The 20918-nt window shown below is 70.1% G+C and carries 17 protein-coding genes; 10 read left to right on the top strand and 7 right to left on the bottom strand.

Features of this window, described 5'->3' with window-relative positions; genetic code table 11:
* The first annotated feature begins 32 nt into the window (after positions 1 to 32).
* The gene (locus DPQ23_RS05320) at positions 33 to 953 is read left to right on the top strand and encodes an MBL fold metallo-hydrolase (protein ID WP_112873661.1); all 921 of its coding nucleotides are present in this window, start codon (positions 33 to 35) and stop codon (positions 951 to 953) included.
* On the opposite strand, the gene DPQ23_RS05315 is transcribed toward DPQ23_RS05320, so the two are convergent.
* Positions 926 to 2035, bottom strand: a complete 1110-nt coding sequence (locus DPQ23_RS05315) for a YeeE/YedE family protein (protein ID WP_112873848.1) — start codon at positions 2033 to 2035, stop codon at positions 926 to 928. The two genes, DPQ23_RS05320 and DPQ23_RS05315, sit on opposite strands and share 28 nt — an antisense overlap.
* A gap of 319 nt (positions 2036 to 2354) precedes the next feature.
* Here DPQ23_RS05315 and DPQ23_RS05310 point away from each other — a divergent pair, with 319 nt between their 5' ends.
* Entirely contained in the window at positions 2355 to 2864 is a 510-nt protein-coding gene (locus DPQ23_RS05310; protein WP_112873660.1) for a CarD family transcriptional regulator, read from the top strand.
* Between the two features lie 296 nt (positions 2865 to 3160).
* On the opposite strand, the gene DPQ23_RS05305 is transcribed toward DPQ23_RS05310, so the two are convergent.
* Positions 3161 to 4546, bottom strand: coding sequence for a dipeptidase (locus DPQ23_RS05305; RefSeq protein ID WP_112873659.1), 1386 nt, complete (start codon positions 4544 to 4546; stop codon positions 3161 to 3163).
* A 162-nt stretch (positions 4547 to 4708) separates the two neighbouring features.
* Between DPQ23_RS05305 and hemA the strand changes: the two genes are divergently transcribed.
* The 3 genes from hemA to ispG all read left to right on the top strand — a co-directional run bounded on the left by hemA (position 4709) and on the right by ispG (position 8537).
* Positions 4709 to 5938 (top strand): 5-aminolevulinate synthase, encoded by a 1230-nt coding sequence (hemA, locus tag DPQ23_RS05300; protein ID WP_112873658.1) that lies wholly within the window; start codon positions 4709 to 4711, stop codon positions 5936 to 5938.
* 111 nt (positions 5939 to 6049) lie between these two features.
* A complete protein-coding gene (locus DPQ23_RS05295) occupies positions 6050 to 7306 on the top strand; it encodes a helix-turn-helix domain-containing protein (RefSeq protein ID WP_112873847.1) in 1257 nt (418 codons plus the stop codon).
* A 97-nt stretch (positions 7307 to 7403) separates the two neighbouring features.
* The gene (gene ispG, locus DPQ23_RS05290) at positions 7404 to 8537 is read left to right on the top strand and encodes a flavodoxin-dependent (E)-4-hydroxy-3-methylbut-2-enyl-diphosphate synthase (protein ID WP_112873657.1); all 1134 of its coding nucleotides are present in this window, start codon (positions 7404 to 7406) and stop codon (positions 8535 to 8537) included.
* 92 nt (positions 8538 to 8629) lie between these two features.
* Here ispG and DPQ23_RS05285 read toward each other — a convergent pair whose 3' ends face one another.
* Positions 8630 to 9415, bottom strand: a complete 786-nt coding sequence (locus tag DPQ23_RS05285; RefSeq protein ID WP_338067045.1) for a DsbA family protein — start codon at positions 9413 to 9415, stop codon at positions 8630 to 8632.
* A gap of 151 nt (positions 9416 to 9566) precedes the next feature.
* Between DPQ23_RS05285 and DPQ23_RS05280 the strand changes: the two genes are divergently transcribed.
* The 5 genes from DPQ23_RS05280 to DPQ23_RS05260 all read left to right on the top strand — a co-directional run bounded on the left by DPQ23_RS05280 (position 9567) and on the right by DPQ23_RS05260 (position 17087).
* On the top strand, positions 9567 to 10709 hold the full coding sequence (locus tag DPQ23_RS05280; protein WP_112873656.1) for a pyridoxal phosphate-dependent aminotransferase: 1143 nt from the start codon (positions 9567 to 9569) through the stop codon (positions 10707 to 10709).
* Positions 10706 to 12079, top strand: coding sequence for an N-acetylmuramoyl-L-alanine amidase (locus DPQ23_RS05275; protein ID WP_240602453.1), 1374 nt, complete (start codon positions 10706 to 10708; stop codon positions 12077 to 12079). Before DPQ23_RS05280 ends, DPQ23_RS05275 begins: the two co-directional genes overlap by 4 nt.
* A 108-nt stretch (positions 12080 to 12187) precedes the next feature.
* A complete protein-coding gene (locus DPQ23_RS05270) occupies positions 12188 to 14701 on the top strand; it encodes a penicillin-binding protein 1A (protein WP_112873655.1) in 2514 nt (837 codons plus the stop codon).
* A 142-nt stretch (positions 14702 to 14843) separates the two neighbouring features.
* Positions 14844 to 15971 carry a peptide chain release factor 2 gene (gene prfB, locus DPQ23_RS05265; protein ID WP_112873654.1) on the top strand — a complete coding sequence of 376 codons (1128 nt, stop codon included), beginning with the start codon at positions 14844 to 14846 and terminating at the stop codon, positions 15969 to 15971.
* A 69-nt stretch (positions 15972 to 16040) separates the two neighbouring features.
* Positions 16041 to 17087, top strand: coding sequence for a patatin-like phospholipase family protein (locus DPQ23_RS05260; RefSeq protein WP_112873653.1), 1047 nt, complete (start codon positions 16041 to 16043; stop codon positions 17085 to 17087).
* 25 nt (positions 17088 to 17112) lie between these two features.
* On the opposite strand, the gene DPQ23_RS05255 is transcribed toward DPQ23_RS05260, so the two are convergent.
* The 4 genes from DPQ23_RS05255 to tyrS are packed head-to-tail and all read right to left on the bottom strand — an operon-like array spanning position 17113 to position 20879.
* Positions 17113 to 17805 (bottom strand): DUF502 domain-containing protein, encoded by a 693-nt coding sequence (locus DPQ23_RS05255; RefSeq protein ID WP_112873652.1) that lies wholly within the window; start codon positions 17803 to 17805, stop codon positions 17113 to 17115.
* Between the two features lie 31 nt (positions 17806 to 17836).
* Complete coding sequence (locus DPQ23_RS05250; protein WP_112873651.1) at positions 17837 to 18751, bottom strand: pseudouridine-5'-phosphate glycosidase; 915 nt, start codon at positions 18749 to 18751, stop codon at positions 17837 to 17839.
* Positions 18748 to 19638: a PfkB family carbohydrate kinase gene (locus DPQ23_RS05245; protein ID WP_112873650.1), complete on the bottom strand. Its 891-nt coding sequence runs from the start codon at positions 19636 to 19638 to the stop codon at positions 18748 to 18750. The genes DPQ23_RS05250 and DPQ23_RS05245 overlap by 4 nt, the downstream gene beginning before the upstream one ends.
* Positions 19635 to 20879, bottom strand: a complete 1245-nt coding sequence (gene tyrS, locus DPQ23_RS05240) for a tyrosine--tRNA ligase (RefSeq protein ID WP_112873649.1) — start codon at positions 20877 to 20879, stop codon at positions 19635 to 19637. The genes DPQ23_RS05245 and tyrS overlap by 4 nt, the downstream gene beginning before the upstream one ends.
* Between the last annotated feature and the right edge of the window lie 39 nt (positions 20880 to 20918).

Genomic DNA, 20918 nt, shown 5'->3' with positions numbered 1-20918 from the left:
GCGCCCCCCCTTTCCCTGACGGAGCTTGCGTCATGCCGATTACCCGCCGACTTGTCCTCTCCGCCTCGGCCGTGCTGGCGGCGGGCGCGCTTTTGCCCCGCCGCCTGTGGGCCGTGACGACGCTGACGCTGGGCGACCTGCGGATCGACACGGTCTCGGACGGCACGCTTGAACTGCCGGCCAGCTTTCTGACCGACAGGCTGCCCGAGGCCGAGCGGGCCGAGCTGATCGCGCGCTATGGCATTCCCGCGGACCGGCTGGTGAACCCGGTGAACGTCACGCTGATGCGCCAGGGCGACCGCGTGGCCCTGTTCGACGTGGGCTCGGGTCCCGACTTCATGCCCACCGCGGGCAAGCTGACCGAGGCGCTGGCCGCGATCGGGATCGCGCCCGACGATGTGACGGACGTCGTGTTCACCCACGCCCACCCCGACCATCTGTGGGGTCTGCTGGACGAGTTCGACGAGCCGGTGTTCGCCAACGCCCGCCTGCAGATGGGCGCGGCCGAGCATGCCTTCTGGACCGACCCGGCGACCCCCGCGGCGATCGGCGAGGCCGGGCAGGCCTTTGCCGCCGGCGCGGCGCGGCGGCTGGCGGCGGTCGGCGACCGGATGCAGCGGTTCGAGCCGGAGGCCGAGGTCCTGCCGGGCGTCCGCGCGGTCGCGACCCCGGGCCATACGCCGGGCCACACGTCCTTTGCCATCGGCGCGCCGGACGGGGGCGTGATGGTGATCGGCGACGCGATCAGCAACGCGATGTATGCCTTTGCGCGTCCAGACCTGCCGGGCGGCGGCGATCAGGACGCCGCGATGGCCGCGCAGACGCGCCAAGCCCTGATGGCCCGGCTTGCGGACGAGGGTTGGCGTCTGATCGGCTATCACCTGCCGGAGGGCGGCATCGGCCGCTGCGTGCGCCAGGGCGACGCCTACGCCTTCGTCCCCGAGGCGGGCTGAACAGCAGGCGCCGGGTCGGTCATTGCCGCCCGGCGTTCCGTGCGCTGATCCACAAGCCAGTCGGTCAGCATCCCGCCGATCCACATCGACAGCAGCGCCAGCCACGCCGTCGCCGCGAACAGCGAACTGCCGCTGACGCCGTTGCCGATCGAGCAGCCGCCCGCCAGCATCCCGCCGAACCCCATCATCACCGCGCCCAGCATCGAACGGCGGGTCTGGCTGATGCTTTCGAAGGTCTGGAACCGCAGCTCTCCCCCGATCGAGGCGGCCAGGAACGACCCGAGCAGGGCGCCGGGCACCAGGCCCACGTCGAAGCTCCAATCGGGAAAGGGCACCAGCAGCGCCATCAGCGTGTTGGCCGATGGTCCCGTGAAGGTGACCGAGGTGACGGACACGGGATCGAATGCGGTCTGCGCCAGCCGATAGGTCAGGAAAAAGCCGATCGCGACCGAAACGCCCACGCCCGCCCCAAAGACCAGAATGCGCGGCGAGATGCGGTTGCGGCGCGCCAGCCACAGGGCCAGCGCCGCCGTGGCCATGCCCAGCGCCAGCCCGGACCAGGGCGGCAGGCCCCAGGCGGTCGTCAGGTCGACGTTTGCGCCCGCGGGCGTTGTCCACAGCGCGGCAAGCGCGGTGCGCGGCTCGGCCAGGATGCCGCGCAGCGTCATCTGCGCGGTGACCGCGAAGATCAGCCCCGCGATGATCGAGCGCAGGTTCCCGGTCGCCGCCAGCACCACCAGCCGCCCCGGGCAGCCGCGCGACAGGATCATGCCGGCGCCGAAGATCAGCCCCCCGATCACAGCGCCGCTGAGGCTTCCGGTGGACGCCATCATCCGCGCCGCGCCGGTGTCGAACAGCCCGGCCATGCGCGCGCCCTGCACCCAGACCGCGGCCGCCGAAAAGGTCAGCAGCCAGACCGCCATGCGCGGCCCCAGCCGTCCGCGCGCGAACTCGACCGTGGCCGCCCGCAGGCAAAAGGCCGACCGCTGCGCGGCGACCCCGAACAGGATGCCGACGACCGCGCCGATCAGGGCGGACGTGGCGGAATCGCCGATCCGGTCGCTGAGGAATGTCAGGTCCATGCTGTCCTCCCGCATAGCGCACGCTCTGGCCAGACTAGCCGCATGGCGTGCGTTCTGGCCAGACCATGCAGGCGTGCCGGGGCGCGGCATGGCGCCCCAGCCGTCAAATACCTTTATTTCAGGGGTGATTCGTGATACAAGCTTGTTACATCCCCCGTTTCACGCAGGGTCTGCCAACCTGCGCGCCGCGGGGATTTTGTCTGCCCATCCGGCCAGTGTCGGACCGGGCCTTGTCAAGTATCACACCAGGAACCAGGGCGGGGCAACCCGTCTGTGGTTCTTTTTGCGCCGCGTTTCGGCGACACTGGAAGGAGACCGGATGTCCAGAGGCAAGAAGAACGAATTCCACCCTGACGAGTTCGTGGTCTATCCGGCGCATGGCGTCGGCCGGATCATCTCGATCGACGAGCAGGAGGTCGCTGGCCTGCGGCTGGAGATGTTCGTGATCTCGTTCGAAAAGGACAAGATGACCCTGCGCGTGCCCACCGCGCGCGCCAGCGAGATCGGGATGCGCAGCCTGGCCAGCCCTGACCTGGTCAACCGCGCGCTGGAAACGCTGAAGGGCAAGGCCCGCGTCAAGCGCGCCATGTGGTCGCGCCGCGCGCAGGAATACGAGCAGAAGATCAACTCGGGCGACCTGTTGTCGATCGCCGAGGTGGTGCGCGACCTGCACCGCAGCGACGACCAGCGCGAGCAATCCTATTCCGAGCGCCAGCTCTACGAAGCCGCCCTGGACCGCCTGACCCGTGAGGTCGCGGCGGTGGACGGTCTGGACGTGGCGGGCGCACAGCGCCGTGTGGGCGAGGTGCTGACCTCGCGCGCGGCCTGAGCTTTCGGGTTCAACCCGTTGACAAGGCAGGGCCGCGCAGGCCCTGCCTTTTTCATTGGCGGCGCGGCGCGGCCCGCCCGATGACCCGCACCATCACCGCGACCCGGGGCAGGGCAAGCGCCGGCAGGCAGGGCACCGGACCCGTCCGCCGTGAACCACGACGCTGACGTCCTGCCCCGGAACGCGGCGCCCTGTGGCGCTGCCGCGGGCGGGGCTGCACCCCGTCAGGACCGGCGGCGGCGCCGTCGCCCCCGGCCCCAAAGACTGGCAGAACCGCTACCCCCGTAACACGCGCCTCAGCGCAGCGCCGCCAGAATCCGCGCCCAGCTGCGCGCGCCCTTGGCAAAGCTTTCCACGTCGTATTTCTCGTTCGGGGAATGGATGCGGTCGTCGTCGCGGGCAAATCCGATCAGCATCGTGTCCATGCCCAGGATCGTCTTGAAGTCCCCCGCGATGGGGATCGAGCCGCCTGCGCCGATGAACGCCGCCTCGCGCCCCCATTCGGCGCTGAGCGCCGCCCTGGCTGCGTCAAAGCCGGGATCGCTGGTGTCCATGACGCTGGCGGGCGAACTGCCGTGGGCGTGGAACTCGACCCGGCAGTCCGGCGGCAGATGGGCGCGGACATGGGCGCGCAGGGCGGCGCGAACCGCCTCGGGGTCCTGGGTGCCGACGAGTCGGCAGCTGACCTTGGCGCGGGCCTCGGCGGGCAGCACCGTCTTGAACCCCTCGCCAGTGTAGCCGCCGCTGATCCCGTTGATCTCGAACGTCGGGCGGTTCCAGACCATCTCCAGCCCGCTGCGGCCGCGTTCGCCGATGGGCGTGCCCAGTCCCACGCGCGACAGATAGTCCGCGGGGTCGAACCCCAGCCCTTGCCAGTCCTCGCGCAGCGTGTCCGACAGTTCGGCCACGCCGTCGTAGAACCCCGGCAGCGTCACGCGGCCGTCGGCGTCCTTGACGGCGGCCAGGGCCGTGACCAGCACCTGGATCGGATTGGCCGCCAGCCCCCCGAAGCTGCCGGAATGCAGGTCGCGGTCGGCGGCGCGCACGACGATCTCCTCTCCCATCAGGCCGCGCAGCTGGGTGGTGATCGCGGGGCGGCCGTCGGCATAGAGGGCGGTGTCGCAGATCAGCGCCAGGCTGGCGCGCAGCGCATCGGCGTTCGCCCGCAGAAAGGGTTGCAGGCTGGGCGACCCCGACTCCTCCTCGCCCTCGAACAGCAGGATCAGCCCGTCGGGCAGGGTGCCGTGGACGACCTTCCAGGCGCGGCAGGCCTCGACGAAGGTCATCAGCTGCCCCTTGTCGTCCGAGGCGCCGCGCCCGCGGATCACCGGGCCTGCGGGGGTGTCCTCGATCGCGGGGTCGAACGGGGCGCGGTCCCACAGGGACAGCGGATCGACGGGCTGCACGTCGTAGTGGCCATAGAACAGCAGCGTCCGCGACGGGCCGGGCGGGGTGCGCGCCACCACCATCGGGTGGCCCGCCGTGTCGTGGACGGCCGCGTCGAACCCCAGCGCCGCCAGCTCGTCGCACAACCACCCGGCCGCCCGGCGGACATCCGCGGCATGGGCCGGATCGGTCGAGATCGAGGGGATGCGCAGGAACTGCATCAGCCTGTTCAGCGCCGCCGGCAGGCCATCGTCCAGCGCATCAAGCACCGCGCCGACATCGGGGTTTTCACGCATTCCGCATTCCTAATCTGACCCAAATGGTCAAGTGTTTCAGGTGTCTTTTCGTCGCAGGCGGGAAAATTTGGGGTGTAATCCCCTCCGATTGACCCTTATCAAGTCATGACCCGCACGATCCGACGATGATCGCACCCAGCCCGCGACGCAAGGGAGCCAGCGATGAACTACGACGCCGCACTCGATCAGGCCATTGACCGTCTGCATCAGGAAGGACGCTATCGGACCTTCATCGACATCGAGCGGCGCAAGGGCGCCTTTCCGCAGGCCATCTGGACGCGGCCCGACGGGTCGGAAACCGAGATCACCGTGTGGTGCGGCAACGACTATCTGGGCATGGGCCAGCATCCTGCCGTGCTGGCCGCCATGCACGAGGCGCTGGACGCCACGGGGGCAGGGTCGGGCGGCACGCGCAACATCTCGGGCACGACGGTCTATCACAAGCGGCTGGAGAGCGAGATCGCCGACCTGCACGGGAAAGAGGCCGCGCTGGTCTTTTCATCGGCCTACATCGCCAACGACGCCACGCTTTCGACCCTGCGCAAGCTGTTTCCGGGCCTCATCATCTATTCGGATGCGCTCAATCACGCCTCGATGATCGAGGGGATCAAGCGGTTCGACGGCGAAAAGCGCATCTTCCGCCACAACGACGTGGCCCACCTGCGCGAGCTGCTGGAGGCCGACGATCCGGCCCTGCCCAAGCTGATCGCCTTTGAATCCATCTATTCGATGGACGGCGACTTCGGCCCGATCAAGGCGATCTGCGATCTTGCCCAGGAATTCCACGCCCTGACCTATCTGGACGAGGTTCACGCAGTGGGGATGTACGGCCCCCGCGGCGGCGGCGTTGCGGAACGCGACGGGCTGATGGGCCGCATCGACATCTTCAACGGCACGCTGGGCAAGGCGTTCGGCGTGTTCGGCGGCTATATCGCGGCGTCCGCCCGGATGGTGGACGCGATCCGATCCTATGCGCCGGGCTTCATCTTCACCACCTCGATTCCGCCCGCGGTGGCGGCGGGCGCGGCGGAATCCATTCGCCTGCTGAAGACGGCCGAGGGCCAGGCGCTGCGCGACGCGCAGCAGCTGCACGCCCGCATCCTGAAGATGCGCCTGCGCGGCCTGGGCCTGCCCATCGACGACCGCGGCAGCCATATCGTGCCCGTCCATGTCGGCAACCCGGTCCACTGCAAGATGCTGTCGGACATGCTGCTGGCCGATTTCGGCATCTATGTGCAGCCGATCAACTTTCCGACCGTGCCGCGCGGAACGGAACGGCTGCGTTTCACGCCGTCGCCGGTGCATGATTCCAAGCAGATCGACCATCTGGTGCGCGCAATGGATGCGCTGTGGTCACGCTGCGCGCTGAATCGTGCCCACGCGGTCGCCTGACCCCACGAAGCGGGTGTGACGCCTCGCGCGCGCGTGATACCGTCGGCTTGATAAAAGTGGTAGATTCGCGCAGTTGCGGTCTGGCCAGATAAGAAAATGGGGCAGGCGTTGATGATCGGCATGCGGGCGCCGTCGGCGACGGACCAATCCGGCACGACTGTAATGGCCGCGCCGGGTTTCGACGATTTCGAAATGCGGTTGGGCGACATGATGCGGGGCGAGCGCGCCACGCTGGGCAAGTCTCTGCTGGACGTCCAGCGCGAGCTGCGCATCCGCGCGTCCTATGTCGCCGCGATCGAGAACTGCGATGTCTCGGCCTTTGACGCGCCAAGCTTCGTCGCCGGCTATGTGCGGTCCTATGCCCGTTACCTCGGCATGGACCCCGAATGGGTGTTCCACCGGTTTTGCGAGGAATCCGGCTTTCAGCCGACGCATGGCATGGCGCCCTCGGCGTCCGGCCCCAAGCCGCAGCGCCGCCCGTCGGACCCCGCCGAGGCGCTGGCCAATCCGCGCGCGCTGTTCATTCCCCAGCCCGAAAGCTTCTGGTCGTCGGTCGAGCCGCGGGCCATCGGCTCGATCCTGGTGATGATGGCGCTGGTCGTGGGCCTGGGCTATGGCGGCTGGTCCGTCCTCCAAGAGGTGCAGAAGGTCAACCTGACGCCCTCGGACCAGGCGCCGGCGGTGGTGGCGACGCTCGACCCTGTGCAGGACGCGGGCGCGGTGCCCGAAATGGACATGGCGTCAGCCGATCTGCCCCAGCCCGAGGCGCTGGACCGCGTCTATCGGCCGCAGGCCCTCGAGGTGCCGGTGCTGACCGCCCGCGACGAGCCGATCGCCGCCATCGACCCCGGCCTGTCCGACGCCGCATCCGCGCAGGCGACGGCCGCCACGACGGACGGGACGCTGGTTGCGGCCGCGGCCCCCGCCGGGCAGGCGATGCTGATCGGACCCGAACTGCCGGCCAGCCAGAACGCCGTCCGCACCGTCGCCCCGGACGCCCCGGACGTCGAGATCCTGGCCGTGCGCGCGGCCTGGGTGCGGGTCAGCGCGGCCGACGGCACCGTCATCCTGGAAAAGACCATGGACGCGGGCGAGCGGTTCGTCCTGCCCAAGACCGAGCAGCCGCCGCTGCTGCGCACCGGCAATTCCGGCGCGATCTATTTCGCGGTCAACGGCCAGACCTTTGGTCCTGCCGCGCCGGGGGCACAGGTGGTCAAGAACGTCGAGCTGTCGCCCGTGGCCGTGACCGCCGCCTATGCGCAGGCCGATCCGACCGCCGACCCCGAACTGGCGCAGATGATCGCCGTCGCCTCGGCCGCGCCCTTCGTGGATGCTGCCGGAACGGCCGATCCCCCGTCCGACCGCTGACCGGGCGGCGGCAGGGGCCGCCGATCACGTCCGCGCGGGGCGGTTGCCCCGGCGGGCGCGGCGTCTTATCTGGGGGCTGTCAGCGAAAGGCCGCGTCATGACCCACAATCCGATCCGCCCCTGGCGCAACATCCAGCGCCGCCCCTCGCGCCGGATCATGGTCGGCAACGTCCCGGTCGGGGGCGACGCCCCGATCAGCGTGCAGACGATGACCAACACCGACAGCGCCGACGTACGCGCCACGCTGGCGCAGGTGATCGCGGCGGCCGACGCGGGCGCGGACATCGTGCGCGTCTCGACCCCGGACGAGGCCGCGACCCGCGCCCTGCGCGAAATCACCCGCGAAAGCCCGGTCCCGATCGTGGCCGACATCCATTTCCATTACCGCCGCGCGATCGAGGCGGCGCAGGCGGGCGCCGCCTGCCTGCGGATCAACCCGGGCAACATCGGCGACGCCGCGCGGGTGCGCGAGGTGGTGCAGGCCGCCAAGGATCACGGCTGTTCGATCCGCATCGGCGTCAACGCCGGCTCGCTGGAACGCCATCTGCTGGAAAAATACGGCGAGCCCTGTCCCGAGGCGATGGTGGAATCCGGCCTGGACCACATCAAGCTGTTGCAGGACAACGACTTCCACGAGTTCAAGATCAGCGTGAAGGCGTCGGACGTGTTCCTGGCCGCCGCCGCCTATCAGCAGCTTGCCGACGCGACCGACGCGCCCATCCACCTGGGCATCACCGAGGCGGGCGGCCTGCGCGGCGGAACCGTGAAGTCGGCCGTCGGCATGGGCAGCCTGCTGTGGGCGGGGATCGGCGACACGATCCGCGTCTCGCTGTCCGCCGATCCGGTCGAGGAGGTCAAGGTCGGCTACGAGATCCTGAAATCCCTGGGCCTGCGCACCCGCGGCGTGCAGATCATCAGCTGCCCCAGCTGCGCCCGCCAGGGCTTTGACGTGATCCGCACGGTCGAGGAACTGGAACGCCGGCTGGAGCACATCCGCACCCCCATGAGCCTGTCGATCATCGGCTGCGTCGTGAACGGACCCGGCGAGGCGCTGATGACCGACCTGGGATTCACCGGCGGGGGCGCGGGCAGCGGCATGGTCTATATCGCCGGCAAGCAGGCCCACAAGATGTCGAACCCGCAGATGATCGACCACATCGTGCAACTGGTCGAGGCGCGCGCCGCGGCCCTTGCCGCCGCAGAGCAGGCGCCCGAGCAGGCCGCGGAATAGCAGGCAGGGCCGGTCCGCGGCGCACCCCGCCCTTGTCCCCGCACGCCTGAGACGGCCGCACGGTCTGCGGGGCAGACCGGCGGCCCGGCCCTTCAGCCTTTCATCGACGCCCGCACCTGCTCGACCGCGCCGGCAAGCCCGGTCGAGGGCACGCCGCGCAGCATCTCGGGGCCCACGATGAAGGTCGGGGTGCCCATCACGCGCATCCGCTCCGCCAACTGGTGGTTCTTGCGGATCTCGGCGCTGACCTCCTCGGTGTTCATGCGCTGGATCAGCGCCGCGGCGTCCCAGCCCTCGGCCTTGGCCAGTTCGCCGAACGCCTCCAGCGTGGCAGGGCCGCGCAGGGCCATCAGGCGGTCGTGCGCGATCTTGTAGGCGTCTGCGCCCAGCGTCTGCTTGACCGCGATGGCAAAGCGCGACGACAGGTCGCTTTCCTGGCCCAGGATCGGGAACTCCTTGAGGATCCAGCGGATGTTGCCGTCGGACTTGACCAGTTCCTCGACCTCTGCATTGACCTTGCGGCAGACGCCGCAGCGATAGTCGATGAACTCGACCATCGTCAGGTCGCCGTCGGGGTTGCCACCGACCCAGGAATGGCCGTCGTCGAAGATCTCGGCCTTGTTCGTCTCGACCATGACGCGGTCGTTCTTGGCCTCGTCGGCCAGGCGCTGTTCCTCCAGGCTGTTTACGGCCTCGATCAGCACCTGCGGGTTGGTCATGATATAGTCGCGGACCGCCTCGCCGAAGGCGGCCTTTTCGCTTTCGGTCATCGCGGCCGGATCGAACGCGGCGGCGGCGCCGGCGGTCAGGGTCAGGGCGGCCAGCGGCAGGGCGGCGGTGGCCATCAGCGCGGCAACGGTCCTCAGGGATGTCATCATGCGTCCTTTCGCGTGTCGCGCGAGAGAGTGGCCCTGCATCGCCGCCCTGTCCACCCCCGGCCGCGGCCCCGCCGGCCACGCCTGCGTGAGCGGCTTGACCCCTGCCGCCGCTGCGGGCCACAAGCGGCCAACGACACGAAGGAACAGGCGGATGCGGCAGTCACGGCGCGGACAGGTCGATGCGTTCATCGTCATGGACGTGATGGAGGCGGCGCGCGCCGCCGAGGCGGCCGGCCGCTCGATCATCCACATGGAGGTGGGCCAGCCCTCGACCCCGGCGCCGAAAGCGGCGCGCGCGGCGCTGGCAGGGGCGCTGGACCAGCCGCTGGGCTATACGGTCGCGCTGGGACTGCCCGCGCTGCGGCAGGGGATCGCCGATCTTTACCGGCGCTGGTACGGCGTCGATCTGGACCCCGCGCGGGTCGTGGTCACGCCGGGGTCGTCGGGGGCGTTCATCCTGGCGTTCTCGGCGCTGTTCGACGCGGGCGACCGGGTCGCGGTGGGCGAGCCGGGCTATCCCAGCTATCGCCAGATCTTGCGCGCCCTGTCATTGGACCCCGTGGGGATGCCGACACGGGCCGAGAACCGCTATCAGCCGGTGCCCGACGACATCCCGCCCGGCGTGGCGGGGGTGATGCTGGCGTCGCCCGGCAATCCCTCGGGCACGATGCTGACCCGCGACCAGCTTGCCGCGCTGGCGCAGCGCGCCGCGGGGCAGGGGGCCACGCTGATCTCGGACGAGATCTATCACGGGCTGAGCTATGGGGCGCCCTGCGTGAGCGCGCTGCAGGTGACGGACGACGTGGTGGTCATCAACAGCTTTTCCAAGTACTTCAGCATGACCGGGTGGCGATTGGGGTGGATGGTTGTGCCCCCCGACATGGTGCGCACGGTCGAGCGCATCGCGCAGAACATGTTCATCTGCCCGCCCCATGCCAGCCAGATCGCCGCGCTGGCCGCGTTGTCGCCCGAGGCCGGGACCGAGGCGCAGGCCCATCTGGCGGTCTATGCCGAGAATCGCCGCATGATGTTGGACCGCCTGCCGGGGATGGGGTTCACCCGCATCGCGCCCCCCGACGGGGCGTTCTATGTCTATGCCGACGTGTCCGACCTGACCGCCGACAGCGTGGCCTTTTCGGCCGAGATCCTGCAGCGGGCGGGCGTCGCGGTCACGCCCGGGCTGGATTTCGACCCGGTGCGCGGCGCCCGCACGCTGCGGTTTTCCTATGCGCGCTCGACCGCTGACATCGCCGAGGGGCTGGACCGGCTGGCGCGGTTCATGGCGGCCGGATGAGCCGTGGTCGCGCCGCGCTGGTGCTGGCCCTGCTGGCGCCCGCGATGCTGGCGCTGCTGACCGCGCCGGGAACGGGACCGCAGGCCGCCGCGCAGGCAAGCCTGCACGGGGCACCGCAGGGCGGCCCGACGGGGACGACCGGGACGGCAGCGGGCGTTGCGGCGGCGCTGGTGCCCGGCCGTTCCTCGCTGCGGGCCGAGGGGCGCGACCCGGCCAGGCCGCGCCCGCTGGTGCTGACGCTGGGGCTGACGCAGGCGGTGGCGCACCGCGTGGCGCTGATCGACGGACCGCCACGGCTGGTGGTCGACCTTGACGGTGCGGCCCTGCCGCCTCCGGCCGTGCTGGCCGGGGCGGATCTGGTGCCGGCGCTGCGCTGGGGACCCGGCCGGCGCGGCTGGTCGCGGGTGGTGGTGGAACTGCCCGGCCCGATGCGGATCGACCGCGCGGGCCTGGACGCGGGCCCCGCGCTGGTGATCCGCCTGGCCCCGGTCGCGCCCGCCGATTTCATCCCCCGCCCGGACACGCTGGCGGTGCTGCGTGACCTGCCCCGGCCGGCGCAGGTGCAGCCCCCCGCATCGCTTGACGGCAGGCTGCGCGTGGTGATTGATCCCGGCCACGGCGGCATCGATCCCGGCGCGCAGGTCGGCGCCATCTCCGAGGCGGCGGTGATGCTAGGCTTTGCCCGAGAACTTGCGGCTGCGTTGAAGCAGGCCGGGATCGAAGCGGTGCTGACCCGCGATGGCGACCGCTTTGTCGCGCTGGAACGCCGCACGACCATCGCGCGGGCGCAGGGGGCGGACCTGCTGATCTCGCTGCACGCCGATGCCCTGCCGGCAGGCGCGGCGGCGGGGGCCAGCATCTATTTCTGGGACGAGCAGTCCAACGACCGCGCCGCGCGGCAACTGGCGCTGCGCCATGGCAGCGACGACATGCTGGCCGGCATCGACCTGGCCGACACCGACGAGGCCGTGACCCGCGCCCTGATCGACCTGGCGCGCAGCGGCACCCAGCCGCGCAGCCAGCAGTTCGCCCGGACCCTGACCGCGCACCTCGACCGCGCGGGGATCGGGATGCACCGCACGCCGATGCGGGGCGCGGCCTTCTCGGTGCTGAAATCGCCCGACATCCCCTCGGTGCTGCTGGAACTGGGCTTCTTGACCGACCCGGCCGACCGGGCCAACCTGTTCGATCCCGAATGGCGCGAGGGCGTCGCCCGCGCCATCGCCGCCAGCGTCCGCGCCTGGGCCTCTGCGGGCGGTGAGCCTGCCGCGCCCGGTCTCGCCGCACCCGGTCTCGCCGCGCCAGGGCAGGGCGCCACAGACGGGCAGGGCGCAGGCCCGCCCGGCGCGGCGCAAGCGGCCCGACCTTGACGCCCCGTCCGCACGCGCCTGACACAAGGTTGTTTTGACGCACCCCACCCCCGACTGTATAGAGACCGCCGATCCCCTTGAAGGCGATCCCCTTGAAGGCTGGCGCGCGTGATCCGTTTCGTTCTGAATTTCCTGGGCGCGATCTTTTCGTGGTTCGTGACCGCCGCGGTGTTCATCGCGTTGACCGTCGGCGGCATCTTCTGGATCTATTCGCGCGACCTGCCCAGCCACGAGGAGCTGGCGAACTATGCGCCCAAGACGATCAGCCGCATCTATTCGGGCGAAGGCAAGCTGATCGACGAGTTCGCCGAGGAACGCCGCATCTTCGTTCCCATCGAGGAAATCCCCGACGTCGTGAAGCAGGCCTTCATCTCGGCCGAGGACAAGAACTTCTACACCCATCGCGGCTATGATCCGCGGGGGATGATGGGCGCGCTGGTGCAGGCGGTCCGCTCGCGCGGGGAATCGGTGCGCGGCGCGTCCACGATCAGCCAGCAGGTGATGAAGAACTTCAAGCTGTCGTCGGACCGCACCGCCGAGCGCAAGGTCAAGGAGCTGATCCTGGCGACCCGGCTGGAAAAGTCGCTCAGCAAGGACCAGATCCTGGAACTGTACCTGAACGAGATCTTCCTGGGCCAGAACAGCGCGGGCGTCGCCGCGGCGGCGCAGACCTATTTCAACAAGGCCCTGTCGGAACTGGCCCCGCATGAGGCGGCGATGCTGGCGGCCATGCCGCAGGCCCCGTCCCGGTCCGTCGTGCGCGACAAGGACCGCATCACCGAACGGCGCAACTATGTGCTGCGCGAGATGTGGCAGAACGGCTATCTGGACGAGGCGACCTTCCGGGCCGAGGAGGCGATGCCCCTGCGGTCGGTCCAGAACGGCGACTTTCCGTCGTTCCGCGACAGCCTGCCGCCGCGCGACTATTTCACCGACGAGATCCGCCGCCAGCTGTCGGCGCAGTTCGGCGAGGACCAGTTCTATGGCGGCGGCCTGTCGATCCGCGCCACGGTCGAGCCGCAGCTGCAAAGCGTCGCCGCCAAGGCGCTGCAGGACGCGCTGGAGAGTTACGACCGCGGCCTGGGCCTGTGGCGCGGCACCGGCCAGACCATTCCCGCCGACGCGCTGGGCGACGAGGCCCGTTGGCGCGCAGCCCTGGCCAAGGCCAAGATCCCCCGCGACATCGAGGGCTGGCACGCCGCCGTCGTGCTGGAGATCGGAGAGACCGACGCCCGCATCGGGATCGAGGGCGTGCCCGACGACGAGGACGGCCATGTCATCCCCGCCAAGGACGTGCAGTGGGCGCGCAAGCTGATGCCGGGGCGCGAACGGGCGCGGCAGGCCCGCGTCGCGGGCGACCTGCTGGCGGTGGGCGACGTGGTGCTGGTGCGCCAGATGACCGACGACGACACCGGCGCCTTCATCCGCTGGACGCTGCGGCAGGTGCCGGCGATCCAGGGCGGGTTCATGGCGATGGATGTCAACACCGGCCGCGTCTATGCGATGCAGGGCGGGTTTTCCTATCAGTCCTCGGTGTTCAACCGCGCGACGCAGGCGATGCGCCAGCCGGGGTCGTCGTTCAAGCCCTTCGTCTATGCCGCGGCGCTGGACAGCGGCTATACCCCCGCCACCATCGTCGCGGACGAGCCGATCACCGTGAACACGCCGCAGGGCCTGTGGACGCCCAAGAACGCCGGCGGCGGGTTCTACGGGCCGACGCCCCTGCGGACCGGCATCGAGCAGTCGCGCAACCTGATGACCATCCGCATCGCCCAGGACATCGGGATGGAGACGGTGGCCCGCTATGCCGAACGCTTCGGCGTCTACGACAAGCTGGACCCGTTCCTGGCCAACAGCCTGGGGGCGCAGGAAACCACGCTGTTCAAGATGGTCGCGGCCTATGCCATGTTCGCCAACGGCGGCGAGCGGGTGGAGCCGACCCTGGTGGACCGCGTGCAGGACCGCCGCGGGCGCACCGTCTATCGCCAAGACCAGCGCGTCTGCGAAACCTGCGACCAGCCGGCGCTGCCCGCCGGGCAGGCGCCGCTGATCGCGTCGGACCGCGAGCGCGTGATGGACGCGATCACCGCCTATCAGCTGACCTCGATGATGGAGGGGGTGGTCAAGCGCGGCTCGGGGCGCGGCGTCAAGCTGCCGGTGCCGGTGGCGGGCAAGACCGGCACGACGAACGACGCCAAGGACGTGTGGTTCATCGGCTTCACCTCGAACATCGTCGCGGGCTGCTATCTGGGCCACGACCAGCCGCGCTCGCTGGGCGAGAACGCCTATGGCGGCACGCTGTGCGTGCCGGTGTTCAATGCGTTCATGCGGCAGGCGGTCAAGCAGTATGGCGGCAGCGCCTTTCGGGTGCCACCGGGCGGGCATTTCGTGAACGTCTCGTACGGCAAGGGCACGATCGCCGAATATTTCCGCGACGGCACGGGCGCGGAATCGGTCCCGCGCGTCGTCGATGGCGGGTTCGAGCGGGTCGAGTTGCCGGGCCTGCGGGGCAACGACGTGACCAACACCCGCGCCAAGGCGGTCACGACGTCGACCGGCAAGAAGAAGGTCATCCCGAAAAAGGCCGATTTCGGCACCATCAGTTCGGGCGGCCTGTACTGACCGCCCCGTCCGCGCAGGCCGCCCGGCCTGCCTGCGCGCTTGTGCCGGGGACGCGCGCGCGCTATCACCCGCAGCCGGTGCGCCTGCCCGCCCTGCCCGTCAACGACCCCGCCGCCGAACCGACCCGCCGAAAGGACGCCCGATGCGCGCCGAAACCCAGGCCACCGCCGACTCGATCCGCAAATCGCTGCGCCTGCTGGGGCAGCGCCTGGACTGGGACACCGCCCCCCACCGGCTGGAGGAGATGAACGCGATCATCGAGGACGGCGACCTGTGGTCGGACCCGGCGCGTGCGCAGAAGCTGATGCGCGACCGCCAGCGGCTGTCGGATGCGATCGACACCTATCGCCACATCGAGCGTGAGCTGGCCGACAATCTCGAGCTGATTGAACTGGGTGAGGCCGAGAGCGACGCCGAGGTCGTGGCCGACGCCGAGGCCGCGCTGAAGGCGCTGGCCGCGACGGCCGCGCAGAAGGAGTTGGAGGCGCTGCTGAACGGCGAGGCGGACGGCAATGACACCTTTGTCGAGATCAACGCCGGCGCGGGCGGCACCGAAAGCTGCGACTGGGCGTCGATGCTGGCCCGCATGTACGTCCGCTGGGCCGAGAAGAAGGGGTATCAGGTCGAGCTGATGTCCGAGAACCCGGGCGAAGAGGCGGGGATCCGCAGCGCCGCCTACAAGGTCAGCGGGCCGAACGCCTATGGCTGGCTGAAATCGGAATCGGGGGTGCACCGGCTTGTCCGCATCAGCCCCTATGACAGCGCGGCGCGGCGGCACACCTCGTTCTCGTCGGTGTGGGTCTATCCCGTCGTGGACGACAACATCGAGATCGACATCCCCGACCGCGACATCCGCATCGACACCTATCGGTCGTCGGGCGCGGGCGGCCAGCACGTGAACACCACCGACTCGGCGGTGCGGATCACCCACCTGCCCACGAACATCGTCGTCACCAGCTCGATGAAGTCGCAGCACCAGAACCGCGAGATCGCGATGAACGCCCTGCGTTCGCGGCTGTATCAGCTGGAACTGGACAAGCGCAACGCGGCCATCAACGCCGCGCACGACGCCAAGGGGGACGCCGGCTGGGGCAATCAGATCCGCAGCTATGTCCTGCAGCCCTATCAGATGGTCAAGGACCTGCGTACGGGGGTCGAGACCAGCGACACGCAAGGCGTGCTGGACGGCGACCTGGACGCCTTCATGGCGGCGACGCTGGCCATGGATGTCGCCGGAAAGAGCCGGGCCGAGGCCAACGCCGAGGACTGACCGCCGCCCGTTCCGTTCGCCCGCGCGGCGCGTTATGCTGCAATGCAGCATCAACAAGGGCCCGTCCCTATGACCAAGACACTGAACCTAGCCCTGCAGGGCGGGGGCGCGCATGGCGCCTTCGCCTGGGGCGTCCTGGACCGCCTGCTGGAGGGCGATGAGGTCACGATCGCGGCCATCAGCGGCACCTCGGCCGGTGCGCTGAACGGGGCTGCGGTCAAGGCGGGTCTGGCCTGCGCCGAGGGCGCCGAGGGTCGCCGCGCCGCGCGCGACAACCTGGACCACGTCTGGGCGCAGGTCGGCCGATTCAGCGACGGCCGCCTGGCGCGCTGGATGACCCCGTCGCTGCCTGTGCCACACGGATTCCACCGATTGGCCGAGATGCTGTCCCCGGCCGCGCTGGTGGAAAACCTGACCCGTGTCTTCAGCCCGTATGATTCGGGCGTGTTCTATTCCAACCCGCTGGCGCGGATCATCCGCACCATGCCCCATGCCGGGCTTGCCTCGCCGGGCGGCCCGCAGTTGTTTGTCACGGCCACCAATGTCCGCACCGGACGGGTGCATATCTTTTCGGGCGCGGGGGTCACGCCGGACGCCGTCATGGCCTCGGCCTGCCTGCCGACCCTGTTCCGGGCGGTCGAGATCGAGGACCCGCAGACCGGCCGCCTCGAGACGTACTGGGACGGCGGCTATTCCGGCAACCCGGCGCTGTTTCCGCTGTTTCCGAACGACCTGCCGCGCGACATCGTGATCGTCACCATCAACCCCCAGGAACGAGAGGGGGTGCCCAGCACGCCCACGCAGATTCAGGACCGGATCAACGAGATCAGCTTCAACTCGTCCCTGCTGCGCGAACTGCGCGCCATCGCCTTCGTCAAGCGGCTGGCCGACGAAGGGCGGCTGCAGGACCGCGGCATGAAGATCCCGCTGATCCACATGGTGTCGGACGAGGCGCTGATGACCTCGCTCAACAGCCGCAGCAAGAGCTTTCCCGGACCCGGGCTGCTGGCCCGGATGAAGGCCGCCGGCCGCGCTGCTGCCGAGGCCTTCGTCGCCGGCGACCTCGCCAATGTCGGAGAGCGCGATTCAGTCGAACTGCGCCGCATCTACGGCTGACCGCCGGCAGTGCCGGTGCGCGGCGTTACGGCGTCTGGTCTGCCGCGCCGACGGGATAGACCAGCCCGCCCGAGATGATCAGCTTGGCCGCGTCCTCGACGCTCATCGTCAGGTAATGCACGTCGGCCTCGGGCACGTACAGCAGGAACCCCGAGGTCGGGTTCGGCGTCGTCGGCAGGAACACCGCCATGATCCGGTCGCCCTGCGGGCCGATCCCGCCCAGCTCGCCCTTGGCGGGGCCTGCGACAAAGCCCACGCCCCACAGCCCCTTGCGCGGGTATTCGATCAGGCAGGCGCGGTCGAACTTGTCGTCGCCCTGGCTCAGCAGGGTTTCGCTGATCTGCTTCAGCCCGCCATAGACCGACCGCACGATCGGCACCCGGTCCAGCAGGTTTTCCCCGGTCCGCAGCAGCCGCCGGCCGATATAGCCCTTGGCGAACCAGCCCACGATGACGGTGAACACCAGGAAGATGATGACGCCCACGCCGCGGGGGTTGATGCCCAGCCAGCGATCGGGGTGCCAGCGCGTGGGGATCATCGGCATGACCCAGCCATCGACCCAGCCGGTCAGGGTCCAGAACAGCCAGAGCGTCAGCGCGATCGGCAGCATGACGGCCAGTCCGGTCAGGAACGAGGCGCGCAGCGTGCCGAACCGGCGCGGACGGCGGGGGGGTGGCGAGGGGGCGTGCAGCGGTGGCAGGTCGTCAGGTTGTCGCATGCTGCACCGTCAACCGCCGCGCGCTGAAGGGTCAAGCGCCTTCGGCGGCGATCCGGGCGGCCAGCCGGGCATTGTTGATGACAAGGGCGATATTGGCGCTGAGCGACTGGCCGGCGGTCAGCTCGAACAGCCGCGCCAGTAGGAAGGGCGTGACGGCCTTGGCCGCGACGCCTTGGGTCCGCGCCTCGGCCAGCGCCTGATCCACCAGGGGGATCATCCGGGCGCGCGGGATCTCGTCGGCCGCGGGGATCGGGTTCACGACCAGTTGTCCCCCCGGCAGGCCCAGGGCACGCCGCATCCGGGCGGCGGCCGCGATGTCGGCAGGATCGTCCAGCCGCAAGGGCGCGGCCAGCCCCGAATCGCGCGACCAGAACGCCGGCAGCGCGTCCTGCCCCACCGCGATCACGGGGACGCCCAGCGTTTCCAGCAGCTCCAGCGTGCGGGGCAGGTCCAGGATCGCCTTGGCGCCCGCCGAGACGACCGTGACCGGCGTGCGCGCCAGTTCCTGCAGGTCGGCGCTGACGTCCATCGTCTCTTCCACCCCGCGGTGTACGCCGCCGATGCCGCCGGTCGCAAAGACGCGGATGCCGGCCAGGTCGGCGCAGATCATGGTCGCCGCGACCGTGGTGGCGCCCGTGCGCCCGGTCGCCATGCAGACGGCCAGGTCGGCGCGGCTCAGCTTCATCACCTGATCCTGCGGGGTGCGCGACAGCGCCTGCAGCGTTTCGTCGTCCAGCCCGACCCGGATGCGGCCCGCCATCACGGCAATGGTGGCGGGGGTGGCCCCGGATTCGCGCACGCTCGTCTCGACCCGGCGGGCAACCTCGAGGTTCTGGGGGAACGGCATGCCGTGGGTGATGATGGTGGATTCAAGCGCCACCACGGGGCGACCGCCATCCAGCGCGTCGCGCACCTCGGGGGAAAGGTCGATCAGGTCGTGGGTCATGTGTCGGCTCCGGCGACATGGGCTGCGGCTGCGGCGACGGCGGCGTCCAGCGCCGCCTGTCGGTCCGCGCCGCCGTGTTCGGCTACCAGATGGGCGGCCATGAAACAGTCGCCCGCGCCGGTGACGCGGGCCAGCGTGACGGTGGGCGGCGCGGCGGTCAGCACCGGCCTGCCCGCCACGGCGCAGGCCGCCGGGCGCGCGCCGTCCGTGACCAGCACGCGCCCGGCCCCGCGCGCCGCGACGGCGGCGGCGGCACCGGCCGCGTCGGCGCAGGGGTGGCCCGCCAGCGTCTCGGCCTCGGCCCGGTTCAGATACAGCGTGACGCGCGGCCGGTTCAGCAGCGGGGTCAGCCGGTCGGCCTTGCCGGGGCTTGCGGGCACCACGCGCAGATCGGCCGCGGCCAGCGCCGGGTCGGCCGCGGCGGCGGCCAGCTGGCCGGCGGTCAGGTTGCCGTCCAGCACGACCGGGCCGGTCCATGGCCGGTCGAGGGCGCCCAGACGGCCGTCCGCCAGCGCCGACCAGACGGCGGCCCCGGCGCGTTCCAGCGAATGGGCGTCGGCGATCGCGGCGACAAGGCCGTGGGAATCCTCGATCGCCATGTAGACGTCCGTGGGCCCCGCGCCCTGCGTCAGCCAGCGCGTGTCCACCCCTTGCGCGGCGACGGCGGCGGCCAGCGCCTCGCCCTCGGCATCGCGGCCGATGGCGCCCAGCACGGCCGCGCGCCAGCCGCGCCGGGCCAGCGCCAGGGCCACGTTCAGCGCAACGCCCCCCGGCAGGTGCCGGATGCGCCCCGGCACGTCGTCGCCGTGCGTCATCGGCGCGGTGCTGCGGCCGATCACGTCCCACAGCACCGCGCCGATGCACAGGACCTGGGGGGCGGCGGTCATGCCAGCCGCAGCATGCGATGTTTCTTGCGCCCGACGCTGACCTTGAGGCCGTCCCCGATGTCGTCGGCCGACAACATGCGCTGGGGGTCGGCGACGGCTTCGTTGTTCAGCCGCAGACCGCCTTCGGCGATCAGGCGCTTGGCCTCCTTGCCCGATGGCGCGATGCCCGTCCGCACCAGCGCCTGCACGACCGACAGCCCGTCGGCCAGATCGGCGGCGGGAAGCGTCACGACCTCCAGGTCGCCGCCGGCGCCCCCCTGCTCGAACACCGCGCGGGCGGTCGCCTCGGCCGATGCCGCAGCGTCAGGCCCGTGCAGCAGGGCCGTGACCTCGTTCGCCAGGATCACCTTGGCGTCGTTGATCCCCGACCCCGACAGCGCGCCCAGCCTGTCGCAGTCCGCCACCGGCAATTCGGTGTACAGCTTGAGAAAGCGCCCCACGTCCGCGTCGGTGGTGTTGCGCCAGAACTGCCAGAACTCATAGGGCGACAGCATCGCGGCGTTCAGCCAGACCGCGCCCCCCGCCGACTTGCCCATCTTGCGCCCGTCGCTGGTGGTCAGCAGCGGGCTGGTCAGGCCCCAGACGGTGCCGTCCAGCACCCGCCGCGTCAGGTCGATGCCGTTGACTATGTTGCCCCACTGGTCGGACCCGCCCATCTGCAACCGGCAGCCGTGGCGGCGATACAGTTCCAGAAAATCATAGGCTTGCAGGATCATGTAGTTGAACTCGAGGAAGCTCAGCGACTGTTCCCGGTCCAGCCGCGACCTGACCGATTCGAACGACAGCATCCGGTTGACGCTGAAATGCCGCCCGATGTCGCGCAGGAAGTCCAGATAGTTGAGGTCGTCCAGCCATGCGGCGTTGTCCAGCATCACCGCGCCGTCCGCGCCGTAATCCAGATAGCAGGCAAAGACCTGCTGCATCCCGTCGATGTTCGACTGGATCGCCGCGGCGTCCAGAAGGGGGCGTTCCTCGGACCGGAAGCTGGGGTCGCCCACCTTGGTCGTGCCGCCGCCCATCAGGGTGATCGGGCGGTTCCCGGTCTTCTGGAACCAGCGCAGCATCATGATGTTGAGCAGATGGCCCACGTGCAGGCTGGCTGCCGTGGCGTCATAGCCGATATAGGCCGTCACCGGACCCTCGGCCAGCGCCCCGTCCAGCGCCGCGATGTCGGTGCAGTCGGCCAGATAGCCGCGCTCGACCATGACGCTCAGGAACTCGGACGTGGGGCGGTGGGTCATCGGCTTTTTCCTTCTTCTCTGCCCGCCTATACAGCCAGC

It is taken from the genome of Paracoccus endophyticus, assembly GCF_003286075.1.
GTDB classification, from domain to species: domain Bacteria; phylum Pseudomonadota; class Alphaproteobacteria; order Rhodobacterales; family Rhodobacteraceae; genus Paracoccus; species Paracoccus endophyticus.
This window is presented reverse-complemented; position numbering and strand designations above follow the sequence as displayed.

Excerpts from the sequence above, each read along its gene's own strand:
- DPQ23_RS05260 (WP_112873653.1), top strand. The coding sequence starts at position 16,041 with ATGACCAAGACACTGAACCTAGCCCTGCAGGGCGGGGGCGCGCATGGC.
- tyrS (WP_112873649.1), bottom strand. The coding sequence starts at position 20,879 with ATGACCCACCGCCCCACGTCCGAGTTCCTGAGCGTCATGGTCGAGCGC.
- DPQ23_RS05280 (WP_112873656.1), top strand. The coding sequence starts at position 9,567 with ATGCGGCAGTCACGGCGCGGACAGGTCGATGCGTTCATCGTCATGGAC.
- DPQ23_RS05250 (WP_112873651.1), bottom strand. The coding sequence starts at position 18,751 with ATGACCCACGACCTGATCGACCTTTCCCCCGAGGTGCGCGACGCGCTG.
- DPQ23_RS05295 (WP_112873847.1), top strand. The coding sequence starts at position 6,050 with ATGATCGGCATGCGGGCGCCGTCGGCGACGGACCAATCCGGCACGACT.
- ispG (WP_112873657.1), top strand. The coding sequence starts at position 7,404 with ATGACCCACAATCCGATCCGCCCCTGGCGCAACATCCAGCGCCGCCCC.
- DPQ23_RS05315 (WP_112873848.1), bottom strand. The coding sequence starts at position 2,035 with ATGGACCTGACATTCCTCAGCGACCGGATCGGCGATTCCGCCACGTCC.
- DPQ23_RS05320 (WP_112873661.1), top strand. The coding sequence starts at position 33 with ATGCCGATTACCCGCCGACTTGTCCTCTCCGCCTCGGCCGTGCTGGCG.
- DPQ23_RS05310 (WP_112873660.1), top strand. The coding sequence starts at position 2,355 with ATGTCCAGAGGCAAGAAGAACGAATTCCACCCTGACGAGTTCGTGGTC.
- prfB (WP_112873654.1), top strand. The coding sequence starts at position 14,844 with ATGCGCGCCGAAACCCAGGCCACCGCCGACTCGATCCGCAAATCGCTG.
- hemA (WP_112873658.1), top strand. The coding sequence starts at position 4,709 with ATGAACTACGACGCCGCACTCGATCAGGCCATTGACCGTCTGCATCAG.
- DPQ23_RS05245 (WP_112873650.1), bottom strand. The coding sequence starts at position 19,638 with ATGACCGCCGCCCCCCAGGTCCTGTGCATCGGCGCGGTGCTGTGGGAC.
- DPQ23_RS05285 (WP_338067045.1), bottom strand. The coding sequence starts at position 9,415 with ATGATGACATCCCTGAGGACCGTTGCCGCGCTGATGGCCACCGCCGCC.
- DPQ23_RS05255 (WP_112873652.1), bottom strand. The coding sequence starts at position 17,805 with ATGCGACAACCTGACGACCTGCCACCGCTGCACGCCCCCTCGCCACCC.
- DPQ23_RS05275 (WP_240602453.1), top strand. The coding sequence starts at position 10,706 with ATGAGCCGTGGTCGCGCCGCGCTGGTGCTGGCCCTGCTGGCGCCCGCG.
- DPQ23_RS05305 (WP_112873659.1), bottom strand. The coding sequence starts at position 4,546 with ATGCGTGAAAACCCCGATGTCGGCGCGGTGCTTGATGCGCTGGACGAT.